Source organism: Mycobacterium sp. pR1184, assembly GCF_041287235.1.
Lineage (GTDB): Bacteria > Actinomycetota > Actinomycetes > Mycobacteriales > Mycobacteriaceae > Mycobacterium.
In genome coordinates this window covers 38,679-58,867 of the sequence record NZ_JBGGKR010000013.1, presented here as the reverse complement: position 1 = coordinate 58,867, position 20,189 = coordinate 38,679, and the positions used below count along the sequence as shown (strand labels likewise).

Genomic DNA, 20,189 nt, shown 5'->3' with positions numbered 1-20,189 from the left:
GCGCGCAGGTCGAACGTTTCGTGCTTCGGAGGGTGGATGGCGTCACCTTACCGGGATAGCGGCCCTCAGCGTCGCAGCCGGATCTTCCACCGGACGAAACCGAGATAACACAACGACAGGCCGCCGAGCATGCCCATGTCGAACAGCCAGGTTTTCACCGTGTGCTGCCAGAAGCGGTCCTGGGAGAGCAGCGAATCCGGCACCAGGTGCCGCAGGTCGACCGTCGCGGCCGCCGCGGCGTAACCCCAGCGCGCCGGCATCACGAACGACAGCTGATCGAGCCCGAGCCGCCCGGTCACCGGGACCATGCCACCGCACAGCACCAGCTGCGCCATCACGGCCACCACGAACAACGGCATGATCTGCTCGCTGGAGCGGACCAGCGACGAAATCGCCAGGCCGAGAATGGCCGACGCGACGCAGGTCGCCGCGACGGTCGCGAACAGCTCGACGGTGGCCGCGACGGCACCGTGCCCCAGCAGCAGGCCGCCTCGCGTCGGGGCGCTCTTGCCGATCACCACGATCGCGGTGATGATCGCCGACTGCACGATCGCGAACCCGCAAAAGACCGCGGTCTTGGCCAGCAGGTAAGCGGTCGTGGACAGACCTACGGCCTGCTCGCGCTGGAAGATGGCGCGCTCGCCGACCAGGTCGCGGATCGTCAGCGCGGTGCCCATGAACGCCGCGGCGGGCATCAGCAGGGCCAGGATCTGGGCGGCTTCGTCGGGTGTGCCCGCGTTTGTCCCGGGCAGATGGAATCCGTTCGAGCCCGGAACGGTGAGCGACAGCGAACCCAGGATGAACGGCAACAGCGCCAGGAAGACGAAGTAGGCGCGGTCGGCGACGACCAGGCGGATCTGCCGGCGCGCGATCGTCGAGATCTGGCGCCGCACGCTGGTATGGACCGGCTCGCCCAGTGCTGCGGGCTCATCGTCCCTGGCCGCCACCGGTTTCCGGCGCTGGGCCTCGCTGCGTTCCAGAAAGCGCCGGTTGGCCTCCTCGGGATCGGCGCCCACCTTGGTGAAGATCTTGGCCCAGTTGGTGGTGCCCATCGCCGGACCGATCTGGTCCGGCGGGCCGCAGTAGGCCGTCTTGCCGCCCGGCGCCACCAACAGCAGCTGGTCGCACAGTTCGAGGTAGGACAGCATGTGCGTCACCACGATCACCACGCGACCGGCGTCGGCCAGCTGGCGCAGCATCATCATGACCTGGTGGTCGAGCGCGGGATCCAGGCCCGACGTCGGCTCGTCCAGGATCAGCAGCGACGGACCGGTCAGCAATTCCAGCGCCACCGAGGCGCGTTTGCGCTGGCCGCCCGACAGCTTGTCGACTCGGGTTTCGGCGTGTTTGGTCAGGTCGAGTTCCTCGAGCACCTGCGTGACGACCTTGGCGCGGTCGGCTTTGCTGGTATCAGGTGGCAGCCGCAGTTCGGCGGCATAGCCCAGCGCCTGGTTCACGGTCAGCTGACGATGCACGACGTCGTCCTGCGGCACCATGCCGATCCTGCTGCGCAGGGACGCATATTCGGCGTGAATGTTGTGGCCCTCGAACGTGGCTGACCCGGAGCTGGGCGTGGTGTAGCCGGCGATCAGCCGGGCCAGCGTGCTCTTCCCGGCGCCGGATCCGCCGATGACGGCGGTCAATGTCCCGGGACGGGCGGTCAGCGAGTTGTTGTCCAGCAGCTGTTTGCCGTTGTCGACGACGTACTTGACGTCGCGCACCTCGAGGCCGCCGGAACGGGTCGCGGCCTCGCTCAGCTTGGTCAGGGTGCCGTCGCGCACCACCAGGTCGACGTTGCCGATGGTGACCACGTCGTCGTCGCTCAGGATGGCCGAGCCGACCCGGGTGCCATTGACGAAGGTTCCGTTGATGCTGTTGTCCCGGATCTCCAGGCCCAGCGACGTCGGCACCAACGTGGCGTGCTGGCGCGAGGCCAGGACGTCCGACACGACGATGTCGTTCTCGGGGGCGCGCCCGATCGTCATCGCGCCGGCGGTACCCGCGGCCGACGACGAACGCGGTGAGAGCAACTTCACAAACCGTGTCGCGAGGTTGGACACGTCGGCGGTCTTGGCGTCGATCACGGTGGACTGGGCGGGCGGTGCCTCGTCCACCGGGGCCGGCGTGCGCAATGATTCGGCGTTGACGACGGTGAGTTCCTCGGGAGGTGTCGCGCGCGGCGGCGGTGGCATCCGTGGCGGAGCCTTACGCGGATGTGTGCCGGGATGCCTTGGCGGGCCCGGCATTTGAGGTTGCGAACGCCGGAGTGGCTGGCGCGGCGGCGGGACTGGCTGCGACGTGGTGGTCGCAGCGTCGGGCATCGCGGACCAGGCGATGGTGGGCGGGCCCGAATCCGGATTCGGCCTGGCCCGGGGCGGCCGGTTGGAGTGGGCTTGTTGCGGTCCGATGGCGAAGGTCAGCCGGGGTCCCTGGGGATTTCCGACGTGGATGCTCTGGCCGTCGTGCAGGTCGACGACCGGCATCCGATAGCCGTTGACGTATGTCCCGTTCAGCGACCCGTTGTCGATTGCCAGCCAGCGGCCTTGGTCGAAGCGCAGGATCAGGTGCGCCCGGGATATCCGCGGGTCGGCGATGCGCAGATCGGCGTGCTGATCGCGTCCGACGATCACTTCTTGGCCTGCGGCGAAGGTTCGTTGAGACCCGTCGTGCCGAATCGTCAGGACAGGAGGGGCGGGTCGATTCACTACTCAAGTATCGGTGCACGGAGTCAGTGCCTCCCATTGGACTGGCCTGTGACTTAGCTTTGTCTCCTCCGCCGGCTTCATAGCTGGCTCATAGCGTCTAACGGCCTTTCGCCTATCCGGGTGCGGCAGGATGCGAGACGGGGAGTTGTGCCGACGCGCGCACGAATGCTGACTAACGAGGGGGCCATCACACATGGACGAGCTGAAGCGCCCGACCCGGCGCCTCGGCAGCGGCCGGCGGCTGCTGACTAATCCGCGACAGGCCCGTGCGGCACTACGCGCCGGATTTCATCCGCGGCCGTCAATGACCGTCGCCCACCTGTTTCGCCGCGTCCCCCCGTCGATTCCGGACCCCGACCCCCAGCTCGCCGTCGAGCAGGTCAGCGGCTCACGCCCGGCGATGGTCAATGGCGCATCGTTTGCGGGCTACACCATCCTGCGACCGCTGGGCGCCGGGGGGATGGCCGAGGTGTATCTGGCTCTGCATCCGCGGTTGCCGCGTCGCGACGTGATCAAAGTCCTCGCCGAGGCCGTCACCGCGGACAGCGAATTCCGCGAAAGGTTCAACCGGGAAGCCGATCTCGCTGCCACGCTGTGGCACCCGCACATCGTCGGCGTCCACGATCGCGGCGAGTTCGACGGTCAGCTCTGGATCTCGATGGATTACGTCGAGGGCACCGACGCATCCCGGCTGGTGAAAGAGCGCTACTGCGAAGGGATGCCGATCGAGCAGGTGTGCGCGATTCTGCAAGCCGTCGCGGGCGCACTGGATTACGCGCACGATCGCGGCCTGCTGCACCGCGACGTCAAACCCGCCAACATCCTGCTCACCCATCCCGGTGATGACGACCAGCGAATCCTGTTGGCGGACTTCGGTGTAGCGCGACACCTGGGTAACATCAGCGGGATCACCGAGACCAACGTCGCCGTCGGCACGGTCGCTTACGCGGCGCCCGAGCAGTTGACCGGATCGAACATCGATGGGCGTGCCGACCAATATGCGTTGGCCGCCACCGCATTTCATCTCCTCACCGGCGCTCCACCGTTCCAGCATGCCAATCCGATCGCGGTGATCAGTCAGCATCTGCACGAGGATCCGCCCCGGCTCAGCGATTACCGCCCGGACCTGGCCTACCTGGACGACCTGTTCTTCAAAGCTCTTGGCAAGCAACCCGCGGAGCGCTTCGAGCGCTGTCGCGCATTCGCCGCCGCCGTCGCCGAACGGGTCGACGCCGTCGCGGAAACCGTGCGGGACGCCGACGGCATCGTCTTGCCGCACCACCGGCGGGGCGCTCGTGGCCTCGTTTCGGCTGCCTACCATAGGTTTTCGTCACGGGCTCGCTGGTCGGCCGCGCTGGTGTGCGCGGTGCTGATCGCCGTCGCGGCAACCTGGTCGACGCTGTACTCCTTCGCGCCGGCAAGTCCGCAGCCCAATCCCGCGTTGGCCTCGCGACCGTCCGCGCCCGCCGCCAGCGTCGCGCCAAGGCCCGGGGGACCGGTGCTCGACGGCACCTACCAACTGACCTACGACCGGACCAAGCGGACCACCAACGGTGTCCCGATCCGCCACGACGGCTCCGCCACAAACTGGTGGGCGTTCCGCTCCGTGTGCACTACCAACGGGTGCGCGGCCAGCGGAACGAAGCTCGACGACAACAACCATCAAGTGGCCAGCACTGCCGACGGCGGCGAGACCGACACCTGGCGTTACCTGGGCGGGTATTGGCAGGGCGCGCCGCAGCAGGAGCGCGTCGGGTGCCGCCAGCCCAATGGGCAAGTCAGGGCGACGCAACAGGAGACCGTCGCCTGGTCGTTGGCGCCGCAACCGGACGGCACGCTGCGGGGCACCGAAACCGAAACGGTGCTGAGCAACGAGTGCGCCGCGCAGGGCGCCGTGGTGCGGGTCCCGGTGGTGGCGACCCGGGTCGGTGGCGTGCCGGCGGGCGTCACGGTGGCCGATCCCAATCAGGTGATCAGCACCTCGACCACCCCCGCACACCCGGCGCCGGCCGTGCTCGGCGGGTTGTGCACCGACGTCGACAAGCTCGCCTACGACCCGACCAGCAATCAGCAGGTCGTGTGCGAAGGCAACACCTGGGACAAGGCGCCGATCGCGACCGGGGTGCACGCTGCGGGCAGCTCATGCGACCTACCCGATGTCCCGGTGTTCGCGATGTCCACGTCGAACGACGGTTATCTGCTGCAGTGCGACCCGGTCACCCGGATGTGGACCCGGCACTGAGGTTCTGGCGCGCCGGAGTCGTGGTTCCCCACGGTGCCTGTGTGACGGGTGTGGTTCAGTGATCTGACTGACTTTCGCTGCGTGACAGTCGGCCTAAACTTTCGCTCATGGAGCAGTTGCGTGTGGACACCGCGGCTCTGCAAGCGATGGCCAGTCGGTGGGGCGCTTCGGCGGGCCAGTTAGGCGGGATGACAGCTCCGGCGGGGCTCGGGCTGTCATGTCAAGCCAGCGCCGTGGCGATTAGCGCCGCCCACGCTGACGTCGGTGCTTTCGCATCCGCGCTGGCTGCACGGATTAGTACCCGCGCAACTGGCGTCTCCGCAGCCGATACTCGCTACGTCGCCAACGAATCACACTCGGCCAACGCGATCGAGGCTGTCGCCCCGCCGGTGATAGGCGTGTAGATGGCCGCGGTCGCCGGCTTTCCCGGCCTCTCGCAGCTGCTGACTTGGCCGACGCAACATCTCACGGATGGCGCCGCGCATTGGGAGGCTGTCGGCGAACAGAGCTATGGTTTGGCTCAACAGACTTGGCGGGACGCGCTATCGATCGATTGGCAGGGGGAAGGCGCCGACGCGATGCGCGCCGCAGCCCACGCCGATTTGTCAACCACCAGCGCGGCTGTCGACCAGCTGCAAGTGGCGGCCAAAGTGGCCCGCAGCGGCGCCTCCGAACTGTATGCGGGGCGCTCGCGGATGCGGTACGTGGACGAGGATGCTCGTGCGGCAGGTTTCGTTGTGGGAGAGGATCTTTCAGTCACCGATCGCTCGGCTGGTGGGTCGGCCGCGCAACGAGCTGCCCGTCAAGTCCAGGCGCAAGCCTTGGCAGCCGATATCCGCCAACGCGCTGCGGAACTTGTCGCGCTCGATCAACAGGTTGCTGGCAAAGTTACGGCGGCCATCGCCGGGGTCCGCGATACCTTCCCGCCAGATCCGGAGTCCCATGCGCCTCCAAAAGACGGACACATCCAAGCAGTCGATAACCACACCTTCAAAGAAGCCCCTCCACCGCCACCTGGACCGCCGGGCAACCCGTTCGCGGGCTGGACCGAGGAGCAAAAGGCTCAGGTGGCAGCGGAGATTGCCCACGGTCATGCCTTGGAACACTTTCCGGGAAAATCACCACAAGACCTGGCTAGGTGGATATACGACGCTATGAATGACCCGACTACTCGAGTTGGCACGAGCACGAAATCGGGCGGATTAGCCCTTCTTCGAGATGGCCAGGTGATTTTTATCAATCCGCAAGATGGGGATTACGGAACTGCGTTCGTCCCCAAACCACTTCCCGGCGACTCGTGGCGGACCCCGTCCGAATACTTTGAGCGGAACACCAGAGTGTTTGAGCCCCTACCGCCTCCCACACCAGGGCGTTTACCGCCGCTCACGCCAGGAGAAATGGCACCTCCTAGTCCCGGGTCACCGACAGCACCCGCAGCACGGCCCGCGGCCCCCGCACCAGTCGAGACGCCTCAGGTGCCGAAGCCGTCGCCGCCCGTAAAAGGTGGCTCAGGCTTTGGCGGCGGACCCGCGACGCCTTTCGGACCGAGATTGGTCGAGCCGCCCCATGCCGGTCATCACCACCCGCCAGTGCTTGGTGATATGGACCCTGACCCATGGGATCACGGGGAGTGAACTACGGCTGGGAAGTTGAGGTCCCGGACGACGCTAGAGTCCGGGCGGATACTGGCGCCCCTGCTGATCAGCGCGGACTTTCTCCCAGTAGAGATTTTCTTCCTCAATGTCCGCGGCGGTGCGGGTGCGCCCCCCGTCGGGAAACAATAACTTTGCGCGCATGCGCCCGCCGATCTTGCGGCGGTGCTGTAGGCCGCGCAACAAGCTCACCGCTTCGCTGTCTGAGAACCCGGTGACGGTCGCGAAGTCCAAGCCCGCGCCGACCAGGCCGCTGGCCCAGGTGATTTCGGTTATAAATAGTGCTCGGGCCCAGTCCAGGTCTGTGAGCGACTCGCCATCGGTCACTGCCCGCTTAAGCCGGACAGTGAGGTGGCCGAACTCATCCCACGTCGACAACCCGAGTACCTGAAACGGAAACGGCGCGTCCGCTGCCGACAACGCCCATTGCTCCAGAGCCTGCTGGATGAATTCGCGTTCTCGATCGGTGAGATCGACTGCCACCAACTCGGAAGGATCCGTCATCGAAGTGATTCTAAAGCCAGCGTCGTGGCATTTCGTGCGTGTCCCACCGGTGGCCAGCACTATTGGCGGATTCCGCCGGACTAGATCAGATTCAGGTGGCGTGGTGTGCGCGGCTTACAGTCCAGGCGGATACTGCCGGCCCTGCTGCTCGCGGATTATTCGTTCGCTCTCGCGCTTCCGCTCCTCGACGGGGCGGAACCGCCCGCGACCGGGGAACAGGATGTCAGCATTGTCGATCCCGCCGATTTTCCGCTGCAGCCCACGAAGCAAAGCCAGTCCTTCGGCGTCGGAAAACCCTGTGACGATGGAAAAATCGAGTGCCGCCCCAACGAGGCCACTGGCCCAGGACGATTCGGTTAGATATAGCACCCGCGCCCCGTCAAGTGAAGTCAGCGACTGCCCTTCGGTCACAGCGCGAGCTAGACGCCCTGTTAGTTGGTCGAACTCATCCCAATTCGACTATCCCAGCACCTCGTTTGGGAATGGCTTCCACGCCGCCGAGTTCTGCCACTCATGCAGCGCATGCCAAACGAACTCGCGTTCTCTGTCGGTGAGATCGACTGCTACCAACTCCGAAGAATCCGTCATCGAATCGATCCTAAGACCGGCGTCGACACAACTTGTCGGTGCACGCCTCTACCCTGGGGACATGGCCTTTGCCACTGAGCACCCCGTCGTCGCGCATTCGGAGTACCGCGCGGTCGAACAGGTCGTGCGCGCGGGTGGCCGGTTCGAAGTGGTCAGCCCGCATGATCCCGCCGGTGACCAGCCCGCCGCCATCGACGAGCTGGAGCGACGGATTCGGGCAGGGGAGCGTGACGTGGTGCTGCTCGGGGCCACCGGCACCGGAAAGTCGGCCACCACCGCCTGGCTGATCGAGCGCCTGCAACGGCCCACCCTGGTGATGGCGCCGAACAAGACGCTGGCCGCCCAGCTGGCTAATGAGCTGCGAGAGATGTTGCCGCACAACGCAGTCGAGTACTTCGTCTCGTACTACGACTACTACCAGCCGGAGGCGTACATCGCTCAGACCGACACCTACATCGAGAAGGACAGCTCGATCAACGACGACGTCGAGCGGTTGCGGCACTCCGCTACGTCGTCGCTGCTGTCCCGTCGCGACGTGGTCGTGGTGGCGTCGGTGTCGTGCATCTACGGCCTGGGCACGCCGCAGTCCTACCTCGACCGCTCGGTCGAGCTGCGGGTCGGCACCGAGGTGCCCCGCGACGGGCTGTTGCGGTTGCTGGTGGACGTGCAGTACACCCGCAATGACCTGTCCTTCACCCGCGGCTCGTTTCGGGTGCGCGGCGACACCGTCGAGATCATCCCGTCGTACGAAGAACTCGCGGTGCGCATCGAGTTCTTCGGCGACGAAATCGAGGCGCTCTACTACCTGCACCCGTTGACCGGCGACGTAGTCCGTCAGGTCGACTCGCTGCGGATCTTTCCGGCCACCCACTACGTCGCGGGTCCGGAGCGGATGGCGCAGGCGATCTCGACCATCGAGCAGGAACTCGAGGAGCGACTCGCCGAATTCGAGAGCCAGGGCAAGCTGCTCGAGGCCCAGCGGCTGCGGATGCGCACCAACTACGACATCGAGATGATGCGGCAGGTCGGGTTCTGTTCCGGCATCGAGAACTACTCGCGCCACATCGACGGCCGGGGCGCCGGCTCGCCTCCGGCGACGCTGCTGGACTACTTCCCGGAGGACTTCCTGCTGGTCATCGACGAGTCGCACGTCACCGTGCCGCAGATCGGCGGCATGTACGAGGGCGACATGTCGCGCAAACGCAACCTCGTCGAGTACGGATTCCGGTTGCCGTCGGCGGTCGACAACCGCCCGCTGACCTGGGAGGAATTCGCCGACCGGATCGGGCAGACGGTGTACCTGTCGGCCACCCCGGGGCCCTATGAGCTCGGCCAGGCCGCCGGCGAGTTCGTCGAGCAGGTGATTCGACCGACCGGCCTGGTGGACCCGAAGGTCGTGGTCAAGCCGACCAAGGGGCAGATCGACGACCTGATCGGAGAGATCCGCAAGCGGGCCGAGGCCGACGAGCGGGTGCTGGTGACGACCCTGACCAAAAAGATGGCCGAAGACCTCACCGACTACCTGTTGGAGATGGGCATCCGGGTGCGCTACCTGCACTCCGAGGTGGATACGCTGCGCCGGGTGGAGCTGCTGCGCCAGCTGCGGCTCGGCGACTACGACGTGCTGGTCGGCATCAACCTGCTGCGCGAGGGTCTGGACCTGCCCGAGGTGTCGCTGGTGTCGATCCTCGACGCCGACAAGGAAGGCTTCCTGCGGTCGGCGCGCAGCCTGATCCAGACCATCGGCCGCGCCGCCCGCAACGTCTCCGGCGAGGTCCACATGTACGCCGACAAGATGACCGACTCGATGACGGAGGCCATCGACGAGACCGAGCGGCGGCGCGCCAAGCAGATCGCCTACAACGAGGCCAACGGCATCGACCCGCAGCCGCTGCGCAAGAAGATCGCCGACATCCTCGACCAGGTCTACCGCGAGGCCGACGACTCCGAAAACGTCCAGATCGGCGGGTCGGGCCGCAACGCGTCGCGCGGCCGGCGCGCGCAGGGGGAGCCCGGTCGCGCCGTGAGCGCGGGCATCATCGAGGGCCGCGATACCGCCAGCATGCCCCGCGCCGAATTGGCCGACCTGATCAAGGACCTCACCGCGCAGATGATGGCCGCGGCCCGCGACCTCCAATTCGAACTGGCAGCCCGGTTCCGTGACGAGATCGCCGACCTCAAAAAGGAACTGCGCGGAATGGACGCCGCCGGTCTGAAGTGACCCGCGGCGCCTAATACGGTGTAGGGGTGGCGAATACGACGAGCGAGACCGGCAGCTGGCGCCAACTGCTGGGCGGCTATCTCGGAACGTCGACCGTGCTGGCCGGTGGTGTTCTGCTGTACGCCACCACCGAGTTTCTGACCGCCAGCCTGCTCCCGAGCACCGTCGCCGAAATCGGCGGCAGCCGGCTGTACGCGTGGGTGATCACCCTGTACCTGGTCGGTTCCGTCGTCGCGGCCGCCACCGTGAACACACTGCGACTGCGCATAGGTGCGCGCTCGTCATTCCTTTGGGGCTTGGCCGTCTTCGGCGTCGCGAGCATCGTATGCGCGCTGGCGCCGAACATGGAGGTATTGATCGGCGGACGCACCCTGCAGGGCGTGGCCGGTGGCCTGTTGGCCGGCCTGGGCTATTCGCTGATCAACACCGCCCTCCCGCGCTCGCTGTGGACTCGCGGCTCGGCGCTAGTGTCGGCGATGTGGGGGGTAGCAACCCTGATCGGGCCGGCGATAGGCGGCCTTTTTGCCCAATTTGGATTGTGGCGGTGGGCATTTGGTGCCATCGCCATTCTCGCCGCGCTGATGGCGGTGCTGGTGCCGCGGGTTCTCACCAACGCTGACATCGGCCCGGGCGAGCAGACGGTGATTACCAAGGTGCCGGTGCTGTCCCTGCTGCTGATGGGTGCCGCCGCGCTGGCGGTCAGCGTTGCGGAGTTGCCGCGCAACGTCTTTGCGATGGTGGGCCTGGTGGTCGCTGGTGTGGTGCTGATCATTGTATTCGTGCTGGCCGACTGCCGGATGTACGCAAAAGCATTGCCGCCCAGCGTGTTTAAGCGCGGTCCGCTGAAATGGATCTACCTGACGATGGCGGTGCAGATGGCCGCCGTCATGGTCGACACCTATGTGCCGTTGTTCGGTCAGCGGTTGGCCCATCTGACGCCGGTCGCTGCGGGATTCCTGGGGGCCGTGCTGGCCATGGGGTGGACCATCGCCGAGCTCTCCAGCGCCTCGCTGGTTGACCCTCGCATCGTCGACCGGGTGATCGCGGTGGCGCCGCTGGTGATGGCGTCGGGTCTGGCCCTGGCCGCGATAACTCAGCGTGCTGACGCACCGGCGGGGGTCGTCATGGTCTGGGCGGTGGGATTCCTGATCGCCGGTATCGGGATGGGGATGACGTGGCCGCATCTCTCGATGCGTGCGATGGACGCCGTCGACGATCCGTCCGAGGGCGGCGCGGCGGCCGCGGCGATCAATACCGTCCAACTGATCTCCGCGGCCTTCGGGGCCGGGCTAGCGGGCGTGGTCGTCAACAACGCTGCGGGCGGGGACCTCGCGGCGGCCCGATCGCTATATGCCGCCATCGCCGTGCTAGCGGCGTCGGCCGTCCTCGCGTCCACTTTTGCCAGCCGGCGCGATCGTCACGCACCGCACTGATGCTTTGCTGACGAAACTGGGGATTGGCACCATACGGTGTACCAGTGACCGTCACCAAGGATGAGACCGGTAGTTGGCGCGAGCTGTTCGGCGAGCACCTCGGGATGTCCACTGTTCTGGCGGGCGGCGTTCTGCTGTACTCCACCAACGAATTTCTCACCGTCAGCATGCTTCCGAGCATCATCGCCGACATTGGCGGAGCGCGGCTGTTTTCCTGGGCGACGACGCTGTATCTGATCGGCTCCGTCGTCTCCGCCTCGACCGTCCACCCGATCCTGCAGCGCATCGGGGCGCGACGGGCCTACCTGATCGGGCTCAGCGTGTTTGCCCTCGCCAGCGTGGTGAACGCGCTGGCGCCGAGCATGGCGGTTCTTGTCGCCGGGCGCACCTTGCGAGGTTTGTCCGGCGGACTGTTGGCCGGTTTGGGCTACGCACTGATCAATACCGCCCTCCCGCGCTCGCTGTGGACCCGCGGCTCGGCGCTGGTGTCCGCGATGTGGGGAGTATCGACGCTGATCGGCCCGGTGGCGGGCGGGCTCTTCGCCCAACTCGGGCTGTGGCGGTGGGGGCATACCGCGACAGGCATCGGGGCCGTGCTGATGACGGTGGTGGTGCTGACCGTTATGGAGCCCGGCCACGTCGTCCACAATCCGCTGACGCCGGTCCGCAAGGTGCCCATCTGGTCGCTGCTGCTGATGGCTTCGGCGGCATTGACCGTCAGCATCGCGGCGCTTCCGCATCACCTGGTGCAGAACCTGGGGTTGCTGCTCGCCGCCGGGCTGCTGGTCTTTGTCTTCGTCGTCGTCGACGGGCGAATGCCGGTAGCGGTGTTGCCGCGCAGCGTATTTGGGCCGGGGCCGGCCAAGTGGATCTTCATCGTCATGGCGGTGGAGATGGCCGCCGCGATGGCCAATATCTATGTGCCGCTGTTCGGCCAGAAATTGGCTGACCTGAGCCCGGTGGAGTCCGGGTTTCTCGCTGCGGCGCTGGCCACCGGGTGGACCGGCAGCGAGATCATCAGCGCTTCACTGACCGACCGACGCGTGATCCGGCGCCTCGTCGTCGCCGGTCCGTTGGTGATGGCCGCGGGCCTGGCGCTGGCGGCGGTGACCCAGCGCGCGTACGCCCCGCTCGGGTTTGTCGCGCTGTGGGCGCTCGCGCTGCTGATCACCGGGGCCGGTATCGGGATCGCCTGGCCGCACCTGGTGGTTCGTGCGATGGATTCCGACGACCCGGAGCAAAGCAGTGCGGCGGCTGCGGCGATCAACACCGTCCAGCTGGTCTCCGCGGCGTTCGGGGGCGGGTTGGCGGGCGTGGTGGTCAACCTGAATGAGGCCGACGATGCCGCGGCGGCCCGCGCGTTGTATCTCGTTTTCGCGGTGCTGGCCGCAAGCGGCGTGGTGGCGTCGTATCGCGCCGCCCGCGACGACCGCTACACCTAGTCCACCTCGTCCTCGGCGCGCAGGACGGCCAGTACGCCGTCGATTTCGGCGAAAGTGCTTGGCGCCGTTCCCATTTGCGCGACAGAGAGGGTCGAGTTCGGTGCGTCACCACCCAGCAGTGCAGCGCTTCTTGCCCGGTGACGGAATTTTCATTCCTGGTCAGCGGGTGGATTTGACGACCTGCGAGTAGTGGAACTGCCAGCGCTCGACGATGTGGAAGCCCAGGTAGCTGGGGAATTTATACGCCGGCGTGCGGCCGAATGCGCCCGGCGGCAACGACTGCCCGGACTGATGATCGGGGAACGAGTTGTCGTAGTTGGTGATCGTCCACAGCGTGGTGCACTTGTTGATCTTGGCCGTAGTCAGCCACACCGCGACGTGGCCGTCCCACAGCGAACCGACCTTGGGACCGTACACCCCGCGCTCGACGTCGATCAGCGATCGAAACGCGGCGGGCCGGGTGGCCAGCAGTGCGCGGATCGGGCCGGGCCGCCAGGGCACCGTGTTGTCGGCCAGCAGGCAGTCGCCGGGAGCGGCATGCGAGCTGATCAGGTCGGCAACCTGGCTGTAGTCCCAGCCTTCCTTGGCGTACGGCCAGCGTTGCACGAACAGGTAGTCGGGCACCGCGGCAACCGCGAACAGCAGCACCACACCGACGATGGCCCACCGCCGTCGCGCCACCGTGACGATGCAGAGCGCCAGCAGCACGGCCATCGCGGGTGTGGTCAGGATCAGGTAGCGGGGAAAGTACATCGGCTCGCCGATCGCCGAATAGACCACGACGGCGGTGGTGGGCAACACGATCCACACGACGCAGATGGTCAACAGGCGACGCACGTCGCCGCCTGGGCCGGGCGCACCGAACCGTCGGGCGACGATCGCGGCCACCAAGATCACCCCGCTGAGCACCGCGAACGGAACGCTGTGGTCGAAATACTGCCGCTGGATGATGTCGAAGGCGTAGTGCCAGCTGACCGGGAACAGCCAGTTGACCTGAAATGCCTGACCGTGCGCGAACAGGATGAACGGCGTCATCACGCCCAGCGCGACGGCCGTGCTGGCCGCCCACCAGATGACCGGCGACTTCCGGGATCCCTTGGGCGCCAGCAGCGGCAGCATCACCGCGTAGACACCCACCAGCAGCACCAGGTTGAGGCTCAGCAGGATCGACACCATCAGCGCTACGGCGTAACCCACCCACAGAGCACGCCGATTGCGCCGTACCGCGGTGACCAGCAATACGGTCAACCAGATCGCCGCGGCCACCGACATGGCATACGGGCGTGCCTCGATACCAGCCCAGGTGGTGCGCGGCAGGATGGCGAAGACGACGCCCGCGCACACCGCGGTGCCGCGTCCCGGGATGAATTGCCTGGTGAATACGACGACACCGGCGGTAGCCACCCCGATCGCCAGCGCGCTGGGAACTCGCGACCAGAACTCGGTCGGCGGAAAGATGGCGAACCACCCGTGCATCACCAGGTAGTACAGGCCGTGCACGGCATCGATGTGGCCCAGCAGTCGCCACAGTTCGGGCAAAGTTCGGCTCGCCGCGGCCGAGATCGTGGCTCCTTCGTCGAACCACAGCGAAGGCCGACACGCCCAGGCGCCGCTGATGACGGCAGCCAGCACGGCGATCGCGCACGGGTCGAGCAACCTGCCCCGCGCGGGCCCGGTCCCGGACTCGGCGTTGACATCCGGGGAGCGCTGCTCGAGGGCGGACGTAGCCATGATGCCTGTCACTGTAAGGCGCACCCGATCGACCTGGTCATCAGCGGTACGCCCGGTCGGCCCGGGATATCCGGGCATCCCGGACGGACCGCCCGTGCCGGGTCCGCGGTTTCCGGAAAGCGCCGCCACGCAAGGCCTTCCGGCCGGGGCGGAGACCTTCCATGGCCTCATTATCAAGAATCGAGGCCGTTGCTGCAGCGTGGCGCGGTAAATGCAGTCTTGCGCCACACCACTTCGGTGTGGGTAATCTGACCCATCCAGATCGGACAACGCGCTACTGTCTTGAGGTTGGCCTGGCAAACGATCCTGGGAGGGTAAATGTCCGCTTATCGGACCGTGGTGGTCGGCACTGACGGCTCGGACTCATCGTTGCGTGCCGTCGAACGGGCGGCAACCATCGCCGGGGCGGATGCCAAGCTGATCGTCGCGTCGGCGTATCTGCCGCAGCACCAGGACGGCCGGGCCGCCGACGTGCTGAAGGACGAGAGCTACAAGGTTTCGGGCACCGCCCCGATCTACGCGATCTTGCAGGACGCCAAGGAGCGGGCGCACAAGGCCGGTGCCAAGAACGTCGAGGAGCGCCCGATCGTCGGCGCCCCCGTTGACGCCCTGGTCAGCCTGGCCGAAGACGTGAAGGCCGACCTCCTGGTCGTCGGTAACGTGGGCCTGAGCACGATCGCGGGCCGCTTGCTCGGCTCGGTGCCGGCCAACGTGTCACGTCGGGCCAAGGTCGACGTGTTGATCGTGCACACCACGTCCTGACGGACGGGTTCTTCGCTACTCCGCGGATCCCCTGGCCCCCAAGGCCAGGGACCGCATCAGCACATCGCGCTCCAGCGCCAAGTCCGAAATCTGTTTGCGCAGCTCGTTGATCTCGTATCGAGCCGGCGTCCCGCGATCGGCTGGCGTCGCACCGCGCTGGGACGCCGCGCCGGCGCGGGTGGCCGCGAACCCACCGCCCGCCGCGCCGCCGCCGCCTGCCGCCGCGGCCATCAAGCTGCCCGGCAGCAACGCGCCGGCGCCCGGACCGAGGCCGAGGGCAAATTCAGCCCATGTCGACCCAGGTCGTCAGGGCTAGAGCCCCAGCGACGGACACGGCCAGTAGGACCACATCGAAAGGGCGAAGCCGCGGAGATTCTGCAGCGCCGATCCGAATCTCGCGAGCGATAAGGAAAAGCGGGACCGTCACACTGATGGCGACGAAGAATCCGCCGACAATGTAGAGCCAGACGTATCGCACTCCGTATTTCCTGGCTTCGACAACCATAAGGATGACGACGGACACGCTGAGCATCAGCACGTCGGCGGTGATGTTGCGCGACGCACCGTTGACCTTGGTGTCCTGCCAGAAGGTGCCGAAGAAGGCGGCGCCGCTGTGTGTGTAAGCGACGGTCTGGCTCCATGTCGCAACAAGCGCCAAGAGCGCGATTAGCGCGTACACGGCGCACAACACTTTGCGAGCCAGGGGCATCGATGCGGGTTGAACCGTCTCGGTCGGTGTCATGGACACACCGTAGGGGAAACACGAATGCTAGCTGGTGGGGATTGACCAGATAATGATCCCGGCCCAGGACAGCTGCGGGGCATCCGACGCCGCTCGTGCTCGGCAGCTGAGGATGCGCAGTCTGCCGTTTTCGCGCGTCCGTCGATCTAGGCCAGGCGTACGCGTCGTCGCACAGCATCAGCAAGCGTGACGTGGGAGGTTCCGCAGTCGACGGTGGCAGCGGTTCGCCGGAAGACGGGCAGGGAGCTCATAGCAGTTGTGATGCACCGAAGCTAACCCCAGTAGAAGCGAATTGCGAAGAGCTGCAATGGAAGTGGTACGTGTTGTGGGGTGCACATATGTCGGGGCTTTCGCGCCCCACGCAGCCCATTACCAGCCTCGCTCGCGCCATTCGCTCAGATGCGGGCGCTCGGCGCCCAGCACCGTGTCGTCGCCGTGGCCCGGATAGACGACGGTGGAATCGTCATACACCTCGAACACCCGGCTGGTGACGTCGTCGAGCAGCTGGGCGAAGTCGCCCTCCTGCCACGTCTTTCCCACCCCGCCGGGGAAGAGGCAGTCGCCGGTGAACAACTGCGTGACGCCGCCCGTCGCCGGGCCGTCGAGCGCCAGCGCGACCGACCCCGGGGTGTGGCCGCGCAAGTGGATCACGTGGAACGTCAGCTTGCCGATCTGCACGGTGTCGCCGTTAGCCAGAAACCGATCCGGCTTGACCGGCAGCGGTTCGGCGTCGATCTCGTGGGCGGCGGTCGGCGCGCCGGTGGCGGCGGCGACGGCCTCCAGCGCCTGCCAGTGATCGAAGTGCTGATGGCTGGTCACGATCAGCGACACCTTCGGGGCGTAGGTTTCGACCAGGTCGATCAGCACGTCCGCGTCGTTGGCGGCGTCGATCAGCAGCGTTTCCCCGGTCTCGGAACATGTCACCAGGTAGGCGTTGTTGTCCATCGGGCCGACCGACGCCTTGACGATGGTGGCCCCGGGCAGGGTGCGACGGGCGGCGTTACCAGGCTCGACGTGTCCGGTGTAGTTGTCGTCCACGGTCGTCACGCGCGCCACTCCTCGGTCCCGGCGTGCGCCGGGACATCGTCGCCGGCGCGGGTCATAACGGCCACGTTACTGCTCCGTCGGCTGGGATGGGTGTCTTGTCGGTGGGGGCACCTAGCATGGAATGCGCCGTGCGCAGTAACCGCCGTCAGGCGAGCAAAGACTCAGTGAGAGGGGCAGCGTGGCTGACCGCCTAATCGTCAAGGGTGCCCGTGAGCACAACCTGCGCGGTGTCGATCTCGACCTGCCGCGCGACTCGTTGATCGTCTTCACCGGGTTGTCCGGATCGGGCAAGTCGTCCCTGGCTTTCGACACCATCTTTGCCGAGGGCCAGCGCCGTTACGTGGAGTCGCTGTCGGCCTACGCGCGTCAATTCCTGGGGCAGATGGACAAGCCGGACGTCGACTTCATCGAGGGTCTGTCGCCGGCGGTGTCCATCGACCAGAAGTCGACGAACCGCAACCCCCGGTCGACCGTCGGCACCATCACCGAGGTCTACGACTACCTGCGGTTGCTCTACGCGCGCGCCGGTACCCCGCACTGCCCGATCTGCGGCGAGCGGATCGCCCGCCAGACCCCGCAGCAAATCGTCGATCAGGTGCTGGCGATGGAGGAGGGCACCCGCTTCCTGGTGCTGGCGCCGGTGGTCCGCACCCGCAAGGGCGAGTTCGCCGACCTCTTCGACAAGCTCAACGCGCAGGGCTACAGCCGGGTGCGGGTCGACGGCGTGGTGCACCCGCTGTCCGATCCGCCGAAGCTGAAAAAGCAGGAGAAGCACGACATCGAGGTGGTGGTGGATCGCCTCACCGTCAAGACCGCCGCCAAGCAGCGCCTCACCGACTCGGTGGAGACCGCGCTGAACCTGGCCGACGGCATTGTGGTGCTGGAATTCCCCGACGACCGCGACGAGCACGACCACCCGCGCGAGCAACGCTTCTCCGAGAAGCTGGCCTGCCCCAACGGGCATCCGCTGGCCGTCGACGACCTGGAACCCCGTTCGTTCTCCTTCAACTCGCCCTACGGCGCCTGCCCCGAATGCGTGGGACTGGGCATCCGCAAAGAGGTCGACCCCGACCTGGTGGTGCCCGACCCGGAGCGCACCCTGGCCGAGGGCGCGGTGGCACCGTGGTCGGCCGGCCACACCGCGGAGTACTTCACCCGGATGATGGCCGGGCTCGGCGAGGAGCTGGGATTCGACGTCGACACCCCGTGGCGCAAGCTTCCGGCCAAGGCCCGCAAGGCGATCCTCGAGGGTTCCGACCATCAGGTGCACGTACGGTACCGCAACCGGTACGGCCGAACCCGTTCGTACTACGCCGATTTCGAAGGTGTGCTGGCGTTCCTGCAGCGCAAGATGGAACAGACCGAGTCCGAGCAGATGAAGGAACGCTACGAGGGCTTCATGCGCGACGTGCCCTGCCCGGTGTGTGAGGGGACGCGGCTGAAGCCCGAGATCCTCGCGGTGTCGCTGACGGGAGGCTCTGGGGGCGACCGGGGCGCCAAGTCCATCGCCGAGGTCTGCGAGCTGTCCATCTCCGACTGTGCCGACTTCCTCAACGCGCTCACCCTCGGCGCGCGTGAGCAGGCGATCGCGGGGCAGGTGCTCAAGGAGATCCAGTCGCGGCTGGGCTTTCTGCTCGACGTCGGACTGGAGTACCTGTCACTGTCCCGGGCAGCGGCCACGCTGTCCGGCGGTGAGGCCCAACGCATTCGGCTGGCCACCCAGATCGGTTCCGGTCTGGTCGGTGTGCTGTACGTGCTCGACGAGCCGTCGATCGGGCTGCATCAGCGCGACAACCGTCGTCTCATCGAAACACTCACGCGTCTGCGGGCTTTGGGTAACACGCTGATTGTCGTCGAGCACGACGAGGACACCATCGCGCATGCCGACTGGATCGTCGACATCGGGCCCGGCGCCGGCGAGCACGGCGGCAAGATCGTGCACAGCGGGACCTACCAGGAGCTGCTGAGCAACCAGGACTCGATCACCGGGGCGTACCTGTCGGGCCGGGAAAGCATTGCCACACCGAAACATCGGCGTGCCGTCGACAAGAAGCGTCAGCTCACCGTCGTCGGGGCGCGCGAGCACAACCTGCGCGACATCGACGTGTCGTTCCCGCTCGGCGTGCTGACCTCGGTGACCGGCGTGTCCGGCTCGGGCAAGTCGACGTTGGTCAACGACATCCTGGCGGCAGTGCTGGCCAACCGACTCAACGGGGCCCGGCAGGTCCCGGGTCGGCATACCCGCGTCAACGGAATTGACCAGCTGGACAAGCTCGTTCGCGTCGACCAGTCGCCGATCGGGCGCACGCCGCGGTCCAACCCGGCCACCTACACCGGGGTGTTCGACAAGATCCGCACGTTGTTCGCCGCGACTACCGAGGCGAAAGTCCGTGGCTACCAACCGGGCCGGTTCTCGTTCAACGTCAAGGGCGGCCGCTGCGAGGCATGCACCGGGGACGGCACGATCAAGATCGAGATGAACTTCCTGCCCGACGTCTATGTGCCGTGCGAGGTGTGCCAGGGCGCCCGGTACAACCGGGAAACCCTTGAGGTGCATTACAAGGGCAAGACCATCTCCGAAGTGCTGGACATGTCGATCGAGGAGGCCGCCGACTTCTTCGAACCGATCAGCGGCATTCACCGCTATCTGCGCACGCTGGTCGACGTCGGCCTCGGCTACGTCCGGCTCGGTCAGCCCGCACCGACGCTGTCCGGTGGTGAGGCGCAGCGGGTCAAGCTTGCCTCCGAACTGCAGAAGCGTTCGACCGGGCGCACGATCTACATCCTCGACGAGCCGACCACCGGGTTGCATTTCGACGACATCCGCAAGCTGCTCAATGTGATCAACGGCCTTGTGGACAAGGGCAATACGGTCGTCGTGATCGAGCACAATCTGGACGTGATCAAAACCGCGGACTGGATCGTCGACATGGGCCCCGAGGGTGGCGCCGAAGGCGGAACCGTTGTCGCCCAAGGCACTCCGGAGGACGTCGCCGCGGTGCCCGAAAGCTACACCGGTAAGTTTCTCGCCGAGGTGGTCGGGCGCAGTGCGCCGTCGGTGGCCAAGCCGCGGCCCAGCAGGCGGCGCAAAGTCAGCGTCTGAGTCGTTGCCGCTTGGCG

15 protein-coding genes are annotated in these 20,189 nt (G+C 66.5%); 6 read left to right on the top strand and 9 right to left on the bottom strand.

Annotation, left to right across the window (positions count from 1 at the left end; all coding sequences use genetic code 11):
* Positions 1–65: 65 nt before the first annotated feature.
* A complete protein-coding gene (locus tag ACAG21_RS21445; RefSeq protein ID WP_370498280.1) occupies positions 66–2,705 on the bottom strand; it encodes an FHA domain-containing protein in 2,640 nt (879 codons plus the stop codon).
* Between the two features lie 193 nt (positions 2,706–2,898).
* Here ACAG21_RS21445 and ACAG21_RS21440 point away from each other — a divergent pair, with 193 nt between their 5' ends.
* Positions 2,899–4,947 carry a serine/threonine-protein kinase gene (locus ACAG21_RS21440; RefSeq protein ID WP_370498279.1) on the top strand — a complete coding sequence of 683 codons (2,049 nt, stop codon included), beginning with the start codon at positions 2,899–2,901 and terminating at the stop codon, positions 4,945–4,947.
* Between the two features lie 752 nt (positions 4,948–5,699).
* On the opposite strand, the gene ACAG21_RS21435 is transcribed toward ACAG21_RS21440, so the two are convergent.
* The 4 genes from ACAG21_RS21435 to ACAG21_RS21420 all read right to left on the bottom strand — a co-directional run bounded on the left by ACAG21_RS21435 (position 5,700) and on the right by ACAG21_RS21420 (position 7,691).
* Positions 5,700–5,891, bottom strand: coding sequence for a hypothetical protein (locus tag ACAG21_RS21435; RefSeq protein WP_370498278.1), 192 nt, complete (start codon positions 5,889–5,891; stop codon positions 5,700–5,702).
* Positions 5,892–6,614: 723 nt separating this feature from the next.
* The gene (locus ACAG21_RS21430) at positions 6,615–7,103 is read right to left on the bottom strand and encodes a hypothetical protein (protein WP_370498277.1); all 489 of its coding nucleotides are present in this window, start codon (positions 7,101–7,103) and stop codon (positions 6,615–6,617) included.
* A 114-nt stretch (positions 7,104–7,217) separates the two neighbouring features.
* Entirely contained in the window at positions 7,218–7,514 is a 297-nt protein-coding gene (locus ACAG21_RS21425; protein ID WP_370498276.1) for a hypothetical protein, read from the bottom strand.
* Between the two features lie 48 nt (positions 7,515–7,562).
* Positions 7,563–7,691, bottom strand: a complete 129-nt coding sequence (locus ACAG21_RS21420; protein WP_370498275.1) for a hypothetical protein — start codon at positions 7,689–7,691, stop codon at positions 7,563–7,565.
* 61 nt (positions 7,692–7,752) lie between these two features.
* On the opposite strand from ACAG21_RS21420, the gene uvrB reads away from it, so the two are divergent.
* Genes uvrB through ACAG21_RS21405 form a run of 3 tightly spaced genes read left to right on the top strand, consistent with a single transcriptional unit; the run spans position 7,753 to position 12,787 of the window.
* A complete protein-coding gene (gene uvrB, locus ACAG21_RS21415; protein WP_370498274.1) occupies positions 7,753–9,912 on the top strand; it encodes an excinuclease ABC subunit UvrB in 2,160 nt (719 codons plus the stop codon).
* Between the two features lie 26 nt (positions 9,913–9,938).
* Positions 9,939–11,345, top strand: coding sequence for an MFS transporter (locus ACAG21_RS21410; RefSeq protein WP_370498273.1), 1,407 nt, complete (start codon positions 9,939–9,941; stop codon positions 11,343–11,345).
* Positions 11,346–11,389: 44 nt separating this feature from the next.
* Positions 11,390–12,787, top strand: a complete 1,398-nt coding sequence (locus tag ACAG21_RS21405; protein WP_370498272.1) for an MFS transporter — start codon at positions 11,390–11,392, stop codon at positions 12,785–12,787.
* A gap of 159 nt (positions 12,788–12,946) precedes the next feature.
* Here ACAG21_RS21405 and ACAG21_RS21400 read toward each other — a convergent pair whose 3' ends face one another.
* Complete coding sequence (locus tag ACAG21_RS21400; protein ID WP_370498395.1) at positions 12,947–14,596, bottom strand: hypothetical protein; 1,650 nt, start codon at positions 14,594–14,596, stop codon at positions 12,947–12,949.
* A 240-nt stretch (positions 14,597–14,836) separates the two neighbouring features.
* On the opposite strand from ACAG21_RS21400, the gene ACAG21_RS21395 reads away from it, so the two are divergent.
* A complete protein-coding gene (locus ACAG21_RS21395) occupies positions 14,837–15,280 on the top strand; it encodes a universal stress protein (RefSeq protein WP_370498271.1) in 444 nt (147 codons plus the stop codon).
* A 15-nt stretch (positions 15,281–15,295) separates the two neighbouring features.
* On the opposite strand, the gene ACAG21_RS21390 is transcribed toward ACAG21_RS21395, so the two are convergent.
* The 3 genes from ACAG21_RS21390 to ACAG21_RS21380 all read right to left on the bottom strand — a co-directional run bounded on the left by ACAG21_RS21390 (position 15,296) and on the right by ACAG21_RS21380 (position 17,069).
* The gene (locus ACAG21_RS21390) at positions 15,296–15,511 is read right to left on the bottom strand and encodes a hypothetical protein (protein WP_370498270.1); all 216 of its coding nucleotides are present in this window, start codon (positions 15,509–15,511) and stop codon (positions 15,296–15,298) included.
* 52 nt (positions 15,512–15,563) lie between these two features.
* Positions 15,564–16,022, bottom strand: coding sequence for a DUF2834 domain-containing protein (locus tag ACAG21_RS21385; protein ID WP_370498269.1), 459 nt, complete (start codon positions 16,020–16,022; stop codon positions 15,564–15,566).
* A 369-nt stretch (positions 16,023–16,391) separates the two neighbouring features.
* Positions 16,392–17,069 carry an MBL fold metallo-hydrolase gene (locus tag ACAG21_RS21380; protein WP_370498268.1) on the bottom strand — a complete coding sequence of 226 codons (678 nt, stop codon included), beginning with the start codon at positions 17,067–17,069 and terminating at the stop codon, positions 16,392–16,394.
* A gap of 178 nt (positions 17,070–17,247) precedes the next feature.
* On the opposite strand from ACAG21_RS21380, the gene uvrA reads away from it, so the two are divergent.
* Complete coding sequence (uvrA, locus tag ACAG21_RS21375) at positions 17,248–20,172, top strand: excinuclease ABC subunit UvrA (RefSeq protein ID WP_370498267.1); 2,925 nt, start codon at positions 17,248–17,250, stop codon at positions 20,170–20,172.
* Positions 20,173–20,189: the final 17 nt, after the last annotated feature.